The organism is Leifsonia sp. (assembly GCF_051955155.1).
In the GTDB taxonomy this organism is placed as follows: Bacteria; Actinomycetota; Actinomycetes; order Actinomycetales; family Microbacteriaceae; genus Leifsonia.
Window position 1 is genome coordinate 1 of the sequence record NZ_JBQCGZ010000095.1, and the last position, 17,472, is coordinate 17,472.

A 17,472-nucleotide genomic window follows, 5' to 3' on the forward strand; every position below is an offset into this window, starting at 1 on the left:
ACGCGCGGGCTGAGCGTGAGCGCCGTGTAGACGAGGCGCGCGGGGCCCACCAGCAGCAGTGCGGTGCGGCGGCTTGCGAGCCCGGAGTTCATGGTGCGGGTTCTCACTGGGCGCGGTGAGGGTGCGGCGGGCGGGCCCGTCGCACCCTCACCTTCCTACGGTTCGCGTCGACCGGCTACTGGCCGAGCGCCGTCTGAACCTGCTGCATGAAGTCGGAGCCCGAGAGCGACCCGTTGCCGAGCGATCCGCCGTTGGTCTGGCTCACCGTGGTGGCCTTCGCGCTGAACAGAGCCTCGAACCACAGGACGGCCGAGGACGAGTTGTTCACGGTGTCCTGGACGCCCTTGGTGAGAGCGGAGACGTCCGAGTGGTCCTTGCTCAGCTTGAAGCCGGAGACGACACCGGACTTCGAGAGCACCTCGTCGCCGTAGTTCTGCGCGATGCACTTGAGCCAGGCGGCGCTGCCGGAGTTGTACTTGGCCTTGCTCATCATGAGCGGCTGGCCGACGTTCGCCGGGGTCTGGTCGACGCTGCCCTTGCCGCCGCTGACGGCGGGGAACGGCATGAAGCCGATGTTGTCCTCGCCGATCTGATTCTGGGTCTTGTCGGTGAAGTTGGACAGGATCCAGGAGCCCATGTAGAACATGGCGGCCTTGCCGGTGAGGAACTGGTTGGTCGCGCCGTTGTAGTCGGTGGATGCGACGCCGGCGCCGAACGCGCCCGCCTTACCGAGCTTGGAGACCTGGTCGGCCGCCTTCACGTAGTCCGCGTCGGTCAGCTTGGCCTTGCCGTCGGCGACGGCCTGCAGGGCGTCGGGACCGAGGTCGCGGAAGATGTACGCACCGACGAGGCGGGTGATCGGCCAGCCGTCCTTGCCGTCGCCCGCGAACGGCTGGATGCCCTTGGCGAGCAGCTTCGAGGAGGCGGCGGTCAGCTCGTCCCAGGTACCGGGGACGGCGATCCCGTTGTCGCTGAAGATCTTCTTGTTGTACCAGATGCCCTCGATGTTGAGCTCGTTGGGCAGCGCGTAGGCATCCGACTGGCCGTACAGCTTCTGCATCGTGGAGGCGGCGATCGGCAGGATCTGGTCCTGGAGGCCGTCCTTCTTCAGCTCGGCCGAGATGTCGACGAGCTTGCCGCCCTTGATGAACTGCTTGGCGAGGTCGGGGGTGCCGGGACTCACGAAGATGCTCGGCAGGGCGTTCTGGCCGGCGAGCAGCTGGAGCTTCTGGTCGTGCTGGGTCTGGTCGTCTGCGTCCGTCTTGATCGGGGCGTCCTTCTGGGCGGCCTGGCAGCCCGCGGTGCTGAGCGCCTTGAGGGTGTTGTTCGGGGTGGCGTTGCTGGTGAGGCCCAGCGTCGTGAAGTCGCCTCCGCCGCTGTTCCCGCCGCTGCCGGAGCACGCGGTGAGGGCCAGGGCTCCGGCCGCCAGGACAGCGCCGATGACGGCGAGCCGCCGGTGCCGTCGGTGTGCTGTGATCACTTTTCCTCCTTGAAAAGGGTCGCGTCCGAGGTCGCGAACGTGATTAGAACGTTTCAACGTGAATGAAAGCACACGGCCCCGGCGAGTGTCAACACATCGAATGGTCACGATGTGATCACTGGCCACAACGGCTCTGAACGTCGCTTGAAACGTTCTAAGAGATCGCGGTATGGTTCGAGGGTCTCGGCGGCCATCCGCCGACCGCACCACCCGCCCGGCCCCGCGCCGGGAGCATCCACTCGAGGAGGAGTCCATGACCGTCGCCGTCGATCAGCCGCGCTTCGAGCGCCGCGACAACGCGCTCGGCCTCGGCGTCGCAGCACCGCGCCTGAGCTGGCGGACGACCGCCTCCGATGCGGGCTGGACGCAGTCCGGCTACGACGTGGAGGTGCGCCGCGGCGGCGCGGCACGCGTGCTGTCCGTCGACTCCGCCGACTCCGTGCTCGTGCCCTGGCCGGATGCGCCGCTGCGCTCCGGCGAGCTCGCGGTCGTCCGCGTCCGTGTGCGCGGGGCGGGCGAGGACTCCGAGTGGTCGGCGCCGGCGGAGGTCGAGACCGGCCCGCTCGACCCCTCCGGCTGGACCGCGTCCGCCGTCTCGCCCGGCCCGCTCCCGGCCGACGCCGACGGCCGGCCCGCCCTGCTCCGCCGCGAATTCACGGTGGATGCGGCGGACGCGGTGGAGCGCGCACTGCTCCGCGTCACCGCGCACGGCCTGTTCGAGGTCGAGCTCAACGGCGTCCGCGTCGGCGACGATGCCCTCGCCCCCGGCTGGACCCCGTACCAGCACCGCCTGCGCGTCGTGACCTACGACGTCACCGAGCTGCTCGTCCCCGGCGAGAACGCGATCGGCGCCTGGCTCGCCGACGGCTGGTACCGCGGCCGTATCGGCTTCGACGGCGGCTACCGCGAGCTCTACGGCGACCGCACCGCCCTGTTCGCCCAGCTCGAGCTCCGCGCATCGGACGGGGCGACGACCACGGTCGCCACCGACGGCGCCTGGCGCAGCCACCCCTCCCCCATCCTCGCCTCCGGCCTCTACGACGGCGAGCGCTACGACGCCCGCGAGCGCGTCCCCGGCTGGTCCCGTCCCGGCTTCGACGACGCGGGATGGACGCCCGTCGAGACCGTGCCGTTCGACACCGCCCTGCTGGTCGCGCCGGATGGCCCTCCCGTCCGCTGCACCGGCGAGCTGCGCCCGGTGAGCGTGACCCCGCTGGCCGGCGGCCGGCACCTGATCGACTTCGGGCAGAACTTCGCCGGCCGCATCCGGCTGCGCGCGTCCGCCGTCGCCGAGGGCGCCGAGCTGACCCTGCGCCACGCCGAGGTGCTGCAGGGCGGCGAGCTCTACACCCGCCCGCTGCGCCAGGCCGCCGCGACCGACGTCTACATCGGCGACGGCAGCAGCCTGGACTGGGAGCCGCGCTTCACCATCCACGGCTTCCGCTACGCCGAGCTCTCGGGCTGGGGCGGAGACCTGCACGACCTGGAGATCGTCGGCCGCATCCTGCACTCCGACATGGCGCGCACCGGCACGTTCTCGTCCTCCGACCCGCTGGTGGACCGGCTGCACGAGAACGTGGTCTGGAGCACGCGCAGCAACTTCGTCGACATTCCCACCGACTGCCCGCAGCGCGACGAGCGCCTCGGCTGGACCGGCGACATCCAGGTGTTCGCGCCGACGGCGGCCGGCCTCTTCGACGTGTCCGGGTTCCTCGCGTCCTGGCTCAAGGACGTCGCGGCGGAGCAGCTGCCGGACGGGACCGTGCCCTGGTACGTCCCGGTCGTGCCGGGCGGCCCGATGTGGACGCCCATCCAGCCGGGTGCGGTGTGGGGCGATGTCGCCGTGCTCACACCGTGGACGCTGTACCGGCACTACGGCGACCGCGCCGTTCTCGCCGACCAGTACGCCGGCGCCCGCGCCTGGGTGGACCTGGTCGACCGCCTGGCCGGCCCCGACCACCTGTGGGACGAGGGGATGCAGCTGGGCGACTGGCTGGATCCCACCGCTCCCCCAGAGGACCCCGCGGACGCCAAGACCGACAAGTACCTGGTGGCCACCGCCTACTTCGCCGAGTCCGCGCGGACCCTCGGACTCATCGCCGCCGAGCTCGGCCGAGACGAGGACGCCGCGCACTACACCGCGCTCGGCGCGGCAGCGCGGGCCGCGTTCCGCGAGCGCTGGGTGCGCGACGGCGGCCGGCTCATCGACGACGCCCAGACCGCGTACGCGCTCGCCATCGCCTTCGACCTGTTCGAGGCCGACGAGCTGGCCGCGGCCGGCGAGCGGCTGCGCGACCTCGTGGAGGCGAACGGCCACCGCATCGGCACCGGGTTCGTCGGAACGCCGCTGATCTGCGACGCGCTCACGAAGGCAGGGCAGACCGAGACGGCCTACCGGATGCTGCTGGAACGCGAGTGCCCGTCCTGGCTCTACACCGTGCTCTCGGGCGGCACCACGATCTGGGAGCGCTGGGACAGCATGCTGCCGGACGGCACCGTGAACCCCGGCGAGATGACCTCGTTCAACCACTACGCGCTCGGTTCCGTCGCCGCCTGGCTGCACGGCACGGTCGCGGGGCTGTCGCCGGTGGAGCCCGGCTTCCGCCGGTTCCGCGTGGCTCCGCAGCCCGGTGGCGGCCTCACCAGGGCGGAGCGCACGCTGGCGACCCCGTACGGGACCGCGGCGGTCGCCTGGCGGATCGAGGACGGCCGGTTCGAGATCACCGTGACCGTTCCCACCGGCAGCACGGCGGAGATCGTGCTGCCGTCCGGGCGGACCGTCGAGGCCCGGCCGGGAACGCACCGCCTCGGCGAGCCGGTCGGCGCGCGATGACCTGGCACTATCCTCCGCACCAGTACGAGCTCGGCCTGCTGCACACCCTGGTGCGCGAAGGCCGCGCCGCCAACCGGCACGTCGACTACGCCCCGAACTACGCCGACACGCTGCGCTCCGCCGAATTCCGTGTCGGCGACGGCGCGGCGGCCGTGGTCGAGAGCGCGCCCGGCGAGCCGCCCGCGCTGTGGACGGACGGCGACGCCGACGTCCTGGTGCGGGTCCCTGGCGGCGGCTGGACGCGACCGCGCGCCGTACCGGGCGCCGCCTCCGTCCCTCCGCACCGCGTCCCGGAACCCGTCGTCACCGTCCGCCCGCGGTTGCGCGACGGACTGTGGATGCTCGACGCTCCGGTGCTCGGCCGCCCCGTCTTCCGCGCGTCCACCCCACCGGTCGTCTCCTCCGGCGAGTCGGTGCAGGAGGCGCACGCCGCCGCCGGGGACCAGGAGACCCGGCACGACGTGCGCCGCCTGCCCGACGGCCGCTGGACGACCGAGCACGCGCTCGGCTTCCGGTTCCTCCGGATCGACGCGGACGGCGTCGAGGACGTCGCCGTCGAGGCGTACGAGCATCCCGTCGAGCGCGCCGGGTCGTTCGCCTGCTCGGACGAGACGCTGACCAGGATCTGGCGGACGAGCGCCGTCACGCTCCGCACGTGCATGCACGGTCTCATGCTCGACGGCATCAAACGCGACCGGATGCCGTGGATCGGCGACCAGGCGCTCAACACGCTCGCGAACGGCTACGCCTTCGGCGACGCGGGCATCGTGCAGGACAGCCTCGTCGCGCTGGGCAGCCCGCGGTCCGGCTACGTGAACGGCATCGCCGACTACTCGCTGTGGTGGCTCATCGCAACCGGCTTCCTCGCCCGCTCCTTCGACGCCGACGCGTACCTGCTGGCCGAGGCCGAGCACATCCACGCGTTCACCGCGGACCTCGCCCGGCACGCCGGGAACGACGGTCTGCTGCGACCGGCCGGCACCGACGACGACTTCCAGCTGGTGTTCCTGGACTGGGGCGTCGACGTCGACCCGACCCGCGATCCCACCGCGTTGCAGCTGCTGTGGCACTGGGCGCTGACCTCGGCCGCGCACGTGCTCGGCACCGCCGGCCACCCGGGCGCCGACCGCTGGGAGGCGCTGGCCGCGACGGTGCGGGAGACGCTGCAGCGCGTCGGCAGGACGCCGGACGGCGGCTGGCGGACGTACGCCGACGGCCGCTCCGAGCCGTCCGCCTACCCCGCCTTCCTCGCTGTGCTCGCCGGGCTGAGCGGCCCGGACGATCCCGCGGTGCGGGGGCTCCTGGAGCGCACGGAGCGCGCGGGCACTCCGTTCATGACCGGCTTCTTCCTGCGCGCGCTCATCGAGCTGGGGGATCGGGACGGCGCGGTCCGGCGCATCCGTTCGCTCTGGGGCGGGATGCTGGAGAACGACGCGCGCACCTTCTGGGAGGAGTTCGCCGACGGCGACGGCTCTCCGTACGCGATGTACGGGCGGCCGTTCGGCAAGAGCCTGTGCCACGCCTGGTCCTCGGGGCCCGCCGCGCTGCTCCCCGACGCGGTGCTCGGGCTGCGCCCCCTCGCCGACGGCTGGCGGCGGTTCGTCGTCGAGCCGCACCTGGGCGATCTGGAGTGGGCGGAGGCCCGCGTGCCCGCACCGGACGGGGACATCGTCGTCGCGGTCAGGGACGGCGTGCTGACGGTGGAGGTCCCGCCGGGCACGGTGCTGACGACCGCCGACGGCGAGCACGCCGGTCCGGCGATCGTGCGCGCGCCCGTCGCCCTAGGATGATCGACATGGTCCAACGAAGGGGGAGCAAGGACGGCGCCTCGGGGCCGCCCAACATGCACCACGTCGCGGAGCTGGCCGGGGTGTCCGTCGCCACGGTCTCCAACGTGCTCAACCATCCGGAGAAGGTCGCCGAGGCGACGCGCGACAAGGTGTTCTCGGCCATCGACCGGCTCGGCTTCACGCTCAACCAGACCGCGCGGGCGCTGCGCTCCGGCGAGGCCCGCACGATCGGCCTCGTGGTGATCGACCTGACCAACTCGCTCTTCGTGGACGTGGCCCGCGGCGCCCAGGCGCACGCCCAGTCCAACGCGTTCACCCTCCAGCTCGCGAGCGCGAACAACGACCTGGCGATGCAGGATGCGCACCTCGGCTTCTTCGACAGCGCGCGCGTCTCCGGCGTGATCCTCGCGCCGATGCAGGAGTCGGACGACCAGATCGCGCGCGTGCGCAGGCACGGCCGCCCGGTGGTCGTCGTCAACTTCGACTCCCGGCAGACCGACTCGTGCCGCGTGCTGATCGACAACGAGCGAGCCGGCTACATCGCCGCCAAGCACCTGATCGACCTCGGCCGCAGGCGCATCGCGTTCGTCGCGGCCCGAGACGACTACCAGCCCGTGCACCAGCGCCGCGAGGGCGCCCGCCGGGCGGTGGCCGAGGCGGGAGGCGGCGTCGAGTTCGTGGAGCTGGACACCGTCGACCTCGACCCGCCGGGCGGCGCGGACGCCGGCCGGCGGCTCGCGGCGATGCCGCCGAACGAGCGCCCGGACGCGGTCCTCGCGGTCACGGATCTGCTCGCGATGGCGATCATCAACGAGCTGACCAGCGCGGGCGTCCGCGTTCCGCAGGACGTCGCCGTGATGGGCTGCGACCACAACTCCGCCGCGTGGGGCGGCGCGATCCCGCTCACCTCCGTCGCGATGCAGGGCGAGGAGATGGGCCGTGCCGCCGTCGACCTCCTGATCGGCGAGCTGCGGGATGCGCCGGGCACGCACGTGCACCGCCGCGTGCTGCTGCAGCCCCGCCTGGTCGTCCGCGAGTCCACGGTCGGCCGGGACGGCGCGACCCCGCTCCCCGCGCCCGACCGCAGCACCGCCTCCGCCTGACCGCACCCGCATTCCCCTCCCGGCATATACGCGCGAGGAGCACGTGATTGTCGCTTTCGCGTGCGAGAAGCGACAATCACGTGCCTTTCGCGAACCGGGGCGTCGAGGGGTTGTGAGTGAATCGATCCAATGCACCCTTGCGCGGGTAGACGAGCTCCGCTAGCGTCCTGCGATTGAAACGTATTAATTGCGCTTCGCGGGTCGGCAGGGGCGTCCCGTCGGGCCGGTTTTCTCAACGAAGAGGAGTTCAGATGACCCACCTCCGCACGCGCAGGCGACTGCGCGCCTGGATCGCGCCGGCCGCTGCAGCCGGCCTGCTCACCGCCGCCCTCGGCGCGAGTCCCGCACTCGCCCAGCCCAGACCGACGACGTCCGCGGCCACGGCATCCACCGCATCGAAGGTCCCGGCCGGATGCCCGTGGCTGGACACCTCGAAGTCGCCGCAGAAGCGCGCCCAGCTCCTGCTGCGGGCCAGCTCGCTCGACCAGAAGCTGCGCTGGCTCGACGAGCAGGCGGCCAACAACCCCACCCAGACCACCTTCAACGGCGTCAGCTACCCGGCGCAGGTGCCGTGCACCCCCAAGGTCGCGTACTCGGACGGCCCGGACTACGTCCGCGGCGCGTCGGGCGTCACGATCTTCCCCGCCCAGCTCGCGCTCGCGTCCTCCTGGGACACCGGCCTGGCGTACGCCAAGGGCAAGGCGCAGGCGGACGAGGCCTTCCGTTCCGGCCTCAACGGGCTGCTTTCGCCGCAGATCCTGTCGGGACGCACGCCGCTGGACGGCCGGATCACCGACTCCTTCGGCGAGGACTCGCTGCTGAGCGGAGACCTGGCCGCCGCGCAGACGACGGGCATCCAGAAGGGCAACCCGACCGAGCCGGTGATGTCCGTGCTCAAGCACTACATCGCCAACGAGCAGGAGCTCGACCGCCAGACCAGTTCCTCGAACATCGACGGCAGGACGCTCCGCGAGGTCTACGACCTGGCGTTCCAGGTCGCCGTTGCGAAAGGCGACCCCGCCGGCGTGATGTGCTCGTACAACCAGGTGAACGGTGTCTATGCGTGCGAGAACCCGATCCTGACCAACCTGCTCAAGAACGAAACCGGGTGGGGCGGTTACGTCGTCTCCGACTTCGGATCGGTGCACTCGACGGCCCCGTCGCTGAACGCCGGGCTCGACCAGGAGCTCAACCGGCCGATCTACTACACGCCCGCCAACGTCCGCGCCGCCCTCGACAACGGCTCGGTGAGCATGGCGCAGATCGACGCCGCGGCGTCGCGCGTCGTGACCGCGTACATCAAGACCGGCCTGTTCGACCACGCTCTGCCCGCGACGCCGAGCACGTCCGCCTCCACGGACGCGAACAAGCGCGTCGCCGAGCTGATCGCCGAGAAGGGCTCCGTGCTGCTCAAGAACGCCGACGGCATCCTGCCGCTGACGAAGGAGGCGAAGACCGTCGCCGTGATCGGCGCGACCGCGTCGAAGACCGCGACGAACGGCGTCAGCGCCGCGACCGTGTGCGCCATCCACAACTTCGGCCCGGCGACCGCGTGCCCGAACGTGGTCGCACCGCTCGACGCGATCACCGGGCGCGCCGCCATGGTCGGCGCGACGGTGACCTTCGACAACGGCTCCGACCCCGCTGCGGCCGCCGCTGCCGCCGCGAAGGCGGACGTCGCGATCGTGTTCGGCTACACCGTGCAGGGCGAGGGGGCGGACCGCACGTCGCTCTCGCTCGACGGCAACGGGGATGCGCTGATCTCGGCCGTCGCCGCCGCCAACCCGAACACGGTCGCCGTGCTCGAGACCGGCAGCGCGACAGACATGCCGTGGCTCGCCTCGGTGAAGGGCGTCATCCAGGCCTGGTACCCGGGCGAGCAGGGCGGCACGGCGCTGGCCCGGCTGATCTACGGCGACGCCGACTTCAGCGGCAAGCTGCCGATCACCTTCCCGAGGTCGCTCGCCGACACCCCCACGACCACCCCGGCGCAGTACCCGGGACTCGTGAACGGCTCGCCGACCCGCGCGGCCGGCGACAAGTCGATCCGCCAGGTCAGCTACAGCGAGGGTCTCGCGATCGGCTACAAGTGGTACCAGAGCACAGGCATCGAGCCGCTGTTCCCGTTCGGCTACGGCCTGTCGTACGCGAGCTTCTCGTACAGCAAGCTGCAGCTCTCGCCGGCGGTTGCGCACAAGGCGGGCACGCCGATCACCGTCTCCTTCACGGTGCGCAACACGGGGACGAAGACGGCGTCCACCACGCCGCAGGTCTACCTGACACTGCCCGCCTCCGCCGGTGAGCCCGGTTCGCGGCTGGTCGCGTTCGACACGGTGACGCTCGGCGCGGGAGCGAGCAAGCGCGTCTCGCTGACGATCGACCCGACCTCGGTCGACCGTCCACTGTCCTACTACAGCACCGCCGCGAGCGCCTGGGTCACCGCCCCTGGCGGCTACCGGGTGACCGTGGGCGACGCCGCGACCGCCGCCCTCTCCGCCACCTTCACCCTCGCCGGGTAGCCGGCACCCGCCGACCGCTGCCGAGGGGCGCGCGTCGCCCTCATCTCCCGGGATGAGGACGACGACGTGCCCCTCGGCACCGGGTAAGGTCGATCCGAGATACCGAGAGGGGTGGCTGTGGCGGCGAAGCGCCCGAGCGTGAAGGATGTCGCGGCCCTGGCCGGCGTCGCGGTCGGCACCGTGTCGAACGTCCTGAACCGGCCGGAGATCGTCGCGGAGCCGACGCGCCGGGCCGTCGAGGAGGCCATCGCCCGGCTCGGCTTCACGCGCAACGAGTCCGCCCGGCAGCTCCGCGCCGGCGCGAGCCGCGCGATCGCGATGGTCGTCATGGACGTCGCCAACCCGTTCTTCACCGACCTCTACGTCGGCGCAGAGGGCTTCGCCCTGGAGCGCGGCTACTCCATCCAGCTCGGCAACAGCGGCAACCTGCACGAGCGGGAGCGGCAGCAGCTCGCGGCGTTCGAGCAGCAGCGCGTGCGCGGCGTCCTGCTCGCCCCGATCGGGGACGCGCAGTCCGAGGTCGAGCGGCTGCGCGAGCACGGCATCCCGGCCGTGCTGGTGGACCGCGTCGCCTCGGACGTCGAGGCCTGCTCCGTCGCCGTCGACGACGTCGAGGGCGGCCGGCTCGCCGTCGCCCACCTCATCGACGAGGGTCACCGCCGGATCGCGTTCGTCGGCGGCCCGGACTCGCTGCAGCAGATCCGGGACCGGCTCGAGGGCGCGCACAAGGCCGTCGCCGAGTCCGGCGCCGACGTCGAGCTCGTCCACCTTCCCGTCGAGACACTGGATGCGCGCCGCGGCCGGGAGGCGGCGGACGCGCTGGCAGCGCTGGACGCGTCGGACCGGCCGACCGGCGTCTTCGCGGCCAACGACCTGCTCGCCCTCGGCCTGCTGCAAGGCTTCGTCGCACACGACCTGCGCGTCCCGGACGACGTCGCCCTGATCGGCTACGACGACATCGACTTCGCGGCGACGGCGGCGGTGCCACTGTCGGCCATCCGCCAGCCCCGCCGCGAGATCGGCTACGCGGCAGGCGAGCTGCTGTTCCGCGAGATCGAGGATGTGGACGCCGCAGCACCGCACGTGCACCAGCACGTCCGCTTCGTGCCGGAGCTCGTCGTCCGCCGCTCCTCGTCCCGCGCCGCCGCGGCCGTCTGACCCGCGCTCGCGGGCCGCGCCCGTCCGTCCCTGTCCCGGTCGCGGCTTGCGGCATCGCGGCGCTGCTGCTAGCTTTGAAACGATTCATTCGACCAAAGGAGTTCTCGTGAGCGCCAGCGCATCCCGCCGGGTCTGCTTCACCATGCAGCTGAAGCCCGAGCGCGTCGACGACTACCTCGCCGCTCACGAGACCGTCTGGCCGGAGATGCTCGACGCGCTCCGCGAGACCGGCTGGCACGACTACTCGCTCTTCCTCGACCGCGAGAAGGGCCTCGTCGTCGGCTACCTGGAGACGGACGACTTCGACGCCGCCGTCGCTGCGATGGACGAGCGCGAGGTCAACGCCCGCTGGCAGGCGGGCATGGCCGAGTTCTTCGCCGAGGAGTCGGCGCCGGACAGCACCATGAACCGGCTGACGGAGTACTTCCACCTCGAGTGACCCGCGCATCCGCCCGGATGCGCACCGCACCACCACACAACCGCAACACCGCAACGAAGCAACAGTGAGGAACACCTGACGACATGAGAGTCGGAAGCAGCAACACCACGGGCTGGCGAGCCACCACCTCGGTCGCCATGTCGAACTACATCGAGTCGGGCTCGATCATCGCGATCGCCACCAGCCTCGGCTTCTGGCAGACCCAGTTCCACCTGACCGACGGCTTCGTCGGCATCCTCGCCGCCTTCAGCGCCAACGCGTGCGGCGCGGCGATCGGCGCCATCCTCGGCGGCCCGCTCACCGACCGCCTCGGCCGCAAGTTCATCTACACCTACGACCTGCTGCTCTACATGCTCGGCGTGCTGCTCGCCGTCTTCGCCGTGAACGCGGGGATGCTGTTCGCCGCGTTCCTCATCACCGGCATCGCGGTCGGCGCCGGCGTCCCCGCCTCCTGGACCTACATCGCCGAGCAGGCGCCCGACCACGCGCGCGGCAAGCACGTCGGCATGGCGCAGCTCGCCTGGTCCATCGGCCCGCTCGTCGGCTTCGCCCTCGCGGCCGCGCTCGCACCCCTCGGCCTGCTCGGCAGCCGCATCATCTTCTTCCACCTGTTCGTCGTCGCCGCGATCGTCTGGTGGGTCCGGCAGGGCCTGCCCGAGTCGAAGCTGTGGACGGACGTCAAGACGGGCGCGGTCTCGACCGCCGAGTCCGGCCGCGGGATGCGCGCCCTGTTCTCCAAGCGCGTGAACATCACCGCGCTCCTCTTCCTCTTCGGCGTCTACGGCTTCTGGAACCTCGTCGCCGGCCAGGCCGGCATCTTCATGCCGCGCGTCTACGAGGCCGCGGGCGTGCACAGCGCCGTGGAGCAGGACCTCCTGCAGGTGCTCGTCTGGGGCTGCACCGTGCTCGCCACGTACTTCGGCTTCATGCTGCTCGCGGACCGGATGTCGCGCCGCGTGCTCTACGTGATCGGCGCCGTGCTCGGGATCCTCGCCTGGGTCGCGCTGGTGTTCGCGCCTCCCGGCCTGCCCACCCTGCTCACCTTCGCGATCGCCTGGGGCCTTGCGGCGGGCATCGGAGCGCAGGCGTTCTACGGCGTCTGGACCGCCGAGCTGTTCGCGACGCCGTACCGCGCGAGCGCGCAGGGCGTGCTGTTCTTCGCCGCGCGCATCGCCGTCGGCCTGCTGAGCTCGGTCTTCCCCGTGCTGCTGGCGAGCTCCGGCGTTCCGACCGTCGGCCTCATCCTGATCGCCTTCCTCGTCGTCGCGCTGCTCATCGGCGCGATCTGGGCCCCGCGGACGCAGGGCAAGTCGCTGCGCCAGATCGAGGCGGAGCGCTACGGTGCTGCGCCCCTCTCCCCCGCTCGCGAGCGCGAAGACGCGCGCGCCTGACCACGACACCACAGAAAGCAGGATCATGACTCTCACCGACCCGATCCGCGACCAGCTCGCGCTGCAGGCCATCGAGCTGCCCAGCTGGGCGTTCGGCAACTCCGGCACCCGGTTCAAGGTGTTCGGCACCGCAGGGACCGCGCGGGACCCGTTCGAGAAGATCTCGGACGCCGCGCAGGTGCACAAGCACACCGGCCTCGCGCCCACCGTCGCGCTGCACATCCCGTGGGACACGGTGGACTCGTACGCCGACCTGAAGAAGCACGCGGAGGACAACGGCGTCGAGCTCGGCACGGTCAACTCGAACACCTTCCAGGACGACGACTACAAGTTCGGCTCGGTCACGCACCACGACGACCGGATCCGCCAGAAGGCGATCGACCACCACTTCGAGTGCATCGACGTCATGAACGAGACCGGCTCGCGCGACCTGAAGATCTGGCTCGCCGACGGCACCAACTACCCCGGCCAGGACTCGCTGCGCGCCCGCCAGGACCGGCTCGCCGACAGCCTGCAGAAGATCTACGAGCGGATCGGCGACGACCAGCGCCTGGTGCTGGAGTACAAGTTCTTCGAGCCGGCGTTCTACCACACCGACGTCCCGGACTGGGGCACCAGCTACGTGCAGACGGCCGCCCTCGGCGAGCGCGCGATGGTCTGCCTGGACACCGGCCACCACGCGCCGGGCACCAACATCGAGTTCATCGTCATGCAGCTGCTCCGCCTCGGCAAGCTCGGCTCGTTCGACTTCAACAGCCGCTTCTACGCCGACGACGACCTGATCGTCGGCGCGGCCGACCCGTTCCAGCTGTTCCGGATCGTGTTCGAGGTCATCCGCGGCGGCGGCTACGCCAACCCGGACGTGGCGTTCATGCTCGACCAGTGCCACAACCTGGAGGCGAAGATCCCCGGCCAGATCCGCTCCGTCCTGAACGTGCAGGAGGCGACCGCGAAGGCGCTCCTGGTGGACACCGAGGCGCTCGACGCCGCGCAGCGCGCGAACGATGTCCTCGCCGCGAACACCGTCTTCATGGACGCGTTCAACACCGACGTGCGCGCCGACCTCGCCGCCTGGCGCGAGTCCCGCGGCCTCCCCGCCGATCCGATGGCCGCCTACAAGGCCTCCGGCTACCAGCAGAAGATCGAGGCCGAGCGCGTCGGCGGCACGCAGGCCGGCTGGGGCGCCTGAGGCCCCGCCACCGCATCCACCCCACTCCTGAATCCCGCGCAGAAGGAACACCACGCATCATGACGAACGAGACCGTCGCGGCCCTGCTGGCCCGCTCGAACCGCCTCGGGTCCGACCCGAAGAACACCAACTACGCCGGCGGCAACACGTCCGCCAAGGGCACCGAGACCGACCCGGTCACCGGTGAGCCGGTCGAGCTGCTCTGGGTGAAGGGCTCCGGCGGCGACCTCGGCACGCTGACGGAGGCCGGGCTCGCCGTCCTCCGCCTCGACCGGCTGCGCGCCCTGCAGGACGTCTACCCGGGCGTGGAGCGCGAGGACGAGATGGTCGCCGCGTTCGATTACACCCTGCACGGCAAGGGCGGCGCCGCCCCGTCCATCGACACCGCCATGCACGGCCTGGTGGATGCGGCGCACGTCGACCACCTGCACCCGGACTCCGGCATCGCGATCGCGACAGCGGCGGACGGCGAGGAGCTGACGAAGACGATCTTCGGCGGCACGGTGGTCTGGGTGCCGTGGCGGCGTCCCGGCTTCCAGCTGGGCCTCGACATCGCGGCGATCAAGGCGCAGAACCCGGACGCGATCGGCACCGTCCTGGGCGGCCACGGCATCACGGCGTGGGGCGACACCTCCGAGGAGGCCGAGGCCAACTCGCTGTGGATCATCCAGACCGCGGCGGACTACATCGAAGCGAACGGCCGCCCGGAGCCGTTCGGCCCGGCCCTCGACGGCTACGCAGCGCTCCCCGAGGCCGAGCGCCGCGCCAAGGCCGCCGCGCTCGCGCCGCACCTGCGCGCCATCGCCTCCACGGACAAGCCGCAGGTCGGCTCGTTCACCGACGCGGACGTGGTGCTCGACTTCCTCGCCTCCGCCGAGCACCCGCGGCTCGCCGCGCTCGGCACCTCGTGCCCCGACCACTTCCTGCGCACCAAGGTCAAGCCGCTCGTGCTCGACCTGCCGGCCGACGCCTCCATCGAGGACTCGATCGCCCGGCTGGAGGAGCTGCACGAGCAGTACCGCGCCGACTACCAGGCGTACTACGACCGGCACGCGACCGCGGACTCCCCCGCGATCCGCGGCGCGGACCCGGCGATCGTCCTCATCCCCGGCGTCGGCATGTTCTCGTACGGCAAGGACAAGCAGACCGCGCGCGTCGCCGGCGAGTTCTACATCAACGCGATCAACGTGATGCGCGGAGCCGAGTCGCTGTCCACCTACGCCCCGATCGACGAGGCGGAGAAGTTCCGCATCGAGTACTGGGCGCTCGAGGAGGCGAAGCTGCAGCGGCTGCCCAAGCCGAAGCCGCTCGCCGGCCGGATCGCCCTGGTCACCGGTGCCGCGTCCGGTATCGGCAAGGCGATCGCGACCCGGCTCGCGGGCGAGGGCGCGTGCGTCGTCATCGCCGACCTCGACCTCGAGAAGGCGCAGGCCGCCGCCGCCGAGATCGGCGGGACGGACGTGGCGATCGGCGTCGCCGCGAACGTCACAGACGAGAAGGCGATCGACGCGGCCATCGCCGCTGCGCTCCTGCAGTTCGGCGGCCTGGACCTCGTCGTCAACAACGCGGGCCTGTCCATCTCCAAGCCGCTGCTGGAGACGACCACCACCGACTGGGACCTGCAGCACGACGTGATGGCCAAGGGCTCCTTCCTGGTCTCCCGTGCGGCCGCGAAGGTCCTCATCGACCAGAAGCTCGGCGGGGACATCGTCTACATCTCCTCGAAGAACTCGATCTTCGCCGGCCCGAACAACATCGCGTACTCGGCGACGAAGGCCGACCAGGCCCACCAGGTGCGCCTGCTCGCCGCCGAGCTCGGCGACCACGGCATCCGCGTCAACGGCATCAACCCGGACGGCGTCGTGCGCGGCTCCGGCATCTTCGCCGGCGGCTGGGGCGCCAAGCGCGCCGCTGTCTACGGCGTCCCGGAGGAGGAGCTCGGAAAGTACTACGCACAGCGCACCCTGCTGAAGCGCGAGGTGCTGCCGGAGCACGTCGCGAACGCGGTGTTCGTGCTCTGCACGAGCGACCTGGACCACACGACCGGGCTGCACATCCCCGTGGACGCGGGCGTCGCCGCCGCCTTCCTGCGATGAGCGGGGTGGGGCGGGGCGGTCGCGGCGGCCGCAGCGGCGCCGTCGCGGCCGTCGACCTCGGCGCGACGAGCGGCCGCGTCATGCACGCGCGCGTCGGCGCCGACACCCTGGAGCTGACCGAGGCGGCGCGGTTCGCGAACACGCCCGTCCGGGTCTGGGAGGGCGACCGCTCCGCCCTGCACTGGGACGTCACCGGCCTGTACGCGAGCGTGCTGTCCGGCCTCGGCACCGTCGCCCGCGACGAGCCGGAGCTGGCGAGCATCGGCGTCGACTCGTGGGCCGTCGACTACGGCCTGCTCGGCTCCGGTCGCCTGCTCGGCGAGCCCTACCACTACCGCGACGAGCGCACCGCGAAGGGCGTCGAGCTCGTCCACGCCGCCGTGGACCCCGCCGAGCTGTACCGCGAGGGTGGCCTGCAGTTCCTGCCGTTCAACTCGCTCTACCAGCTGGCCGTCGACGCCGAGCGCGGCGCGCTGTCCACCGCCGACCGCTTCCTGCTCATCCCCGACCTGATCGCCTACTGGCTCACGGGCGAGCAGAATGCCGAGCGGACCAACGCCTCCACCACCGGCCTGCTCGCCGCGGACGGCTCCTGGAACGACGCGCTCATCCGGCGCCTCGGGCTGCCGCGCGACCGGTTCGCTCCGCTGGTCGACGCCGGCACGCAGACCGGCCGCCTGCTCCCCGCGCTCGCGGCCGACCTGCCGTTCGCGGGAGCCGGTCCCGCCGTCACCGCCGTCGGCTCGCACGACACGGCCTCGGCGGTCGTCGCCGTCCCGATGGACGCGTCCCGCGCCGCCTACATCTCGTGCGGCACCTGGGGCCTGGTCGGCGTCGAGCTGGAGCACCGCGTCCTCACCGACGACTCCCGCACCGCGAACTTCACCAACGAGGGCGGCGTGGACGGCCGCGTGCGCTACCTGCACAACGTGATGGGCCTCTGGCTTCTTAGCGAGTCGCTGCGCGAGTGGCAGCGCCGCGGCCTGCCGGTCACGCTGGAGAGCCTGCTCGGCGAGGCGGCGGCCCTGCCCCGACCGACCGACCTGATCGACGCCGACGACCCCCGCTTCCTGGCTCCCGGCGACATGCCCGGCCGCATCGCCGGCTGGTTCGCCGAGCACGGGAGGCGCGGCCCGGCGAGCCCAGCAGGCACCGTCCGCGTCATCATCGAGAGCCTGGCCCAGGCCTTCGCCGACACGGTCCGTCGCGCGGCCGAGCTCTCCGGCGTCCCCGTCGACACCATCCACATCGTCGGCGGCGGGGCCCGCAACGCCCTGCTCTGCCAGGCGACCGCCGACCGCTCCGGCCTGCCGGTGCTGGCCGGCCCGGTGGAGGCGACGGCTCTCGGCAACGCCCTCGTCCAGGCCCGCGCCGTCGGCCTCATCGACGGCGACCTGGAGACGCTGCGGGCGCTGGTCGCACGGCACTACGCGCCGGTGCGGTACGAGCCGTCGCGCTGACGGACCTCCCCAGC

General features: G+C 71.7%; 11 protein-coding genes. 10 read left to right on the forward strand and 1 reads right to left on the reverse strand.

Annotated features, from left to right (window positions below):
* Nucleotides 1-175: 175 nt before the first annotated feature.
* A complete protein-coding gene (locus ACTHMF_RS10155; protein ID WP_440317325.1) occupies nt 176-1,480 on the reverse strand; it encodes an ABC transporter substrate-binding protein in 1,305 nt (434 codons plus the stop codon).
* A gap of 253 nt (nt 1,481-1,733) precedes the next feature.
* Between ACTHMF_RS10155 and ACTHMF_RS10160 the strand changes: the two genes are divergently transcribed.
* The 10 genes from ACTHMF_RS10160 (at nt 1,734) to ACTHMF_RS10205 (ending at nt 17,458) form a co-directional block, all read left to right on the forward strand.
* Complete coding sequence (locus ACTHMF_RS10160) at nt 1,734-4,313, forward strand: family 78 glycoside hydrolase catalytic domain (protein WP_440317326.1); 2,580 nt, start codon at nt 1,734-1,736, stop codon at nt 4,311-4,313.
* Nucleotides 4,310-6,103: an alpha-L-rhamnosidase-related protein gene (locus tag ACTHMF_RS10165; RefSeq protein ID WP_440317327.1), complete on the forward strand. Its 1,794-nt coding sequence runs from the start codon at nt 4,310-4,312 to the stop codon at nt 6,101-6,103. The genes ACTHMF_RS10160 and ACTHMF_RS10165 overlap by 4 nt, the downstream gene beginning before the upstream one ends.
* Nucleotides 6,104-6,108: 5 nt before the next feature.
* The gene (locus ACTHMF_RS10170; protein WP_440317328.1) at nt 6,109-7,206 is read left to right on the forward strand and encodes a LacI family DNA-binding transcriptional regulator; all 1,098 of its coding nucleotides are present in this window, start codon (nt 6,109-6,111) and stop codon (nt 7,204-7,206) included.
* 251 nt (nt 7,207-7,457) lie between these two features.
* Nucleotides 7,458-9,725 (forward strand): beta-glucosidase family protein, encoded by a 2,268-nt coding sequence (locus tag ACTHMF_RS10175; RefSeq protein ID WP_440317329.1) that lies wholly within the window; start codon nt 7,458-7,460, stop codon nt 9,723-9,725.
* 117 nt (nt 9,726-9,842) lie between these two features.
* Complete coding sequence (locus ACTHMF_RS10180; RefSeq protein ID WP_440317330.1) at nt 9,843-10,883, forward strand: LacI family DNA-binding transcriptional regulator; 1,041 nt, start codon at nt 9,843-9,845, stop codon at nt 10,881-10,883.
* A gap of 106 nt (nt 10,884-10,989) precedes the next feature.
* Nucleotides 10,990-11,322 (forward strand): L-rhamnose mutarotase, encoded by a 333-nt coding sequence (locus ACTHMF_RS10185; RefSeq protein ID WP_314147205.1) that lies wholly within the window; start codon nt 10,990-10,992, stop codon nt 11,320-11,322.
* An 83-nt stretch (nt 11,323-11,405) separates the two neighbouring features.
* Nucleotides 11,406-12,713 (forward strand): MFS transporter, encoded by a 1,308-nt coding sequence (locus ACTHMF_RS10190; RefSeq protein ID WP_440317331.1) that lies wholly within the window; start codon nt 11,406-11,408, stop codon nt 12,711-12,713.
* A 25-nt stretch (nt 12,714-12,738) separates the two neighbouring features.
* The gene (gene rhaI / locus ACTHMF_RS10195; RefSeq protein ID WP_314147207.1) at nt 12,739-13,902 is read left to right on the forward strand and encodes an L-rhamnose isomerase; all 1,164 of its coding nucleotides are present in this window, start codon (nt 12,739-12,741) and stop codon (nt 13,900-13,902) included.
* A gap of 59 nt (nt 13,903-13,961) precedes the next feature.
* The gene (locus ACTHMF_RS10200; protein ID WP_440317332.1) at nt 13,962-15,998 is read left to right on the forward strand and encodes a bifunctional aldolase/short-chain dehydrogenase; all 2,037 of its coding nucleotides are present in this window, start codon (nt 13,962-13,964) and stop codon (nt 15,996-15,998) included.
* On the forward strand, nt 15,995-17,458 hold the full coding sequence (locus ACTHMF_RS10205) for a rhamnulokinase (RefSeq protein WP_440317333.1): 1,464 nt from the start codon (nt 15,995-15,997) through the stop codon (nt 17,456-17,458). The genes ACTHMF_RS10200 and ACTHMF_RS10205 overlap by 4 nt, the downstream gene beginning before the upstream one ends.
* The last annotated feature ends 14 nt before the right edge of the window (nt 17,459-17,472 follow it).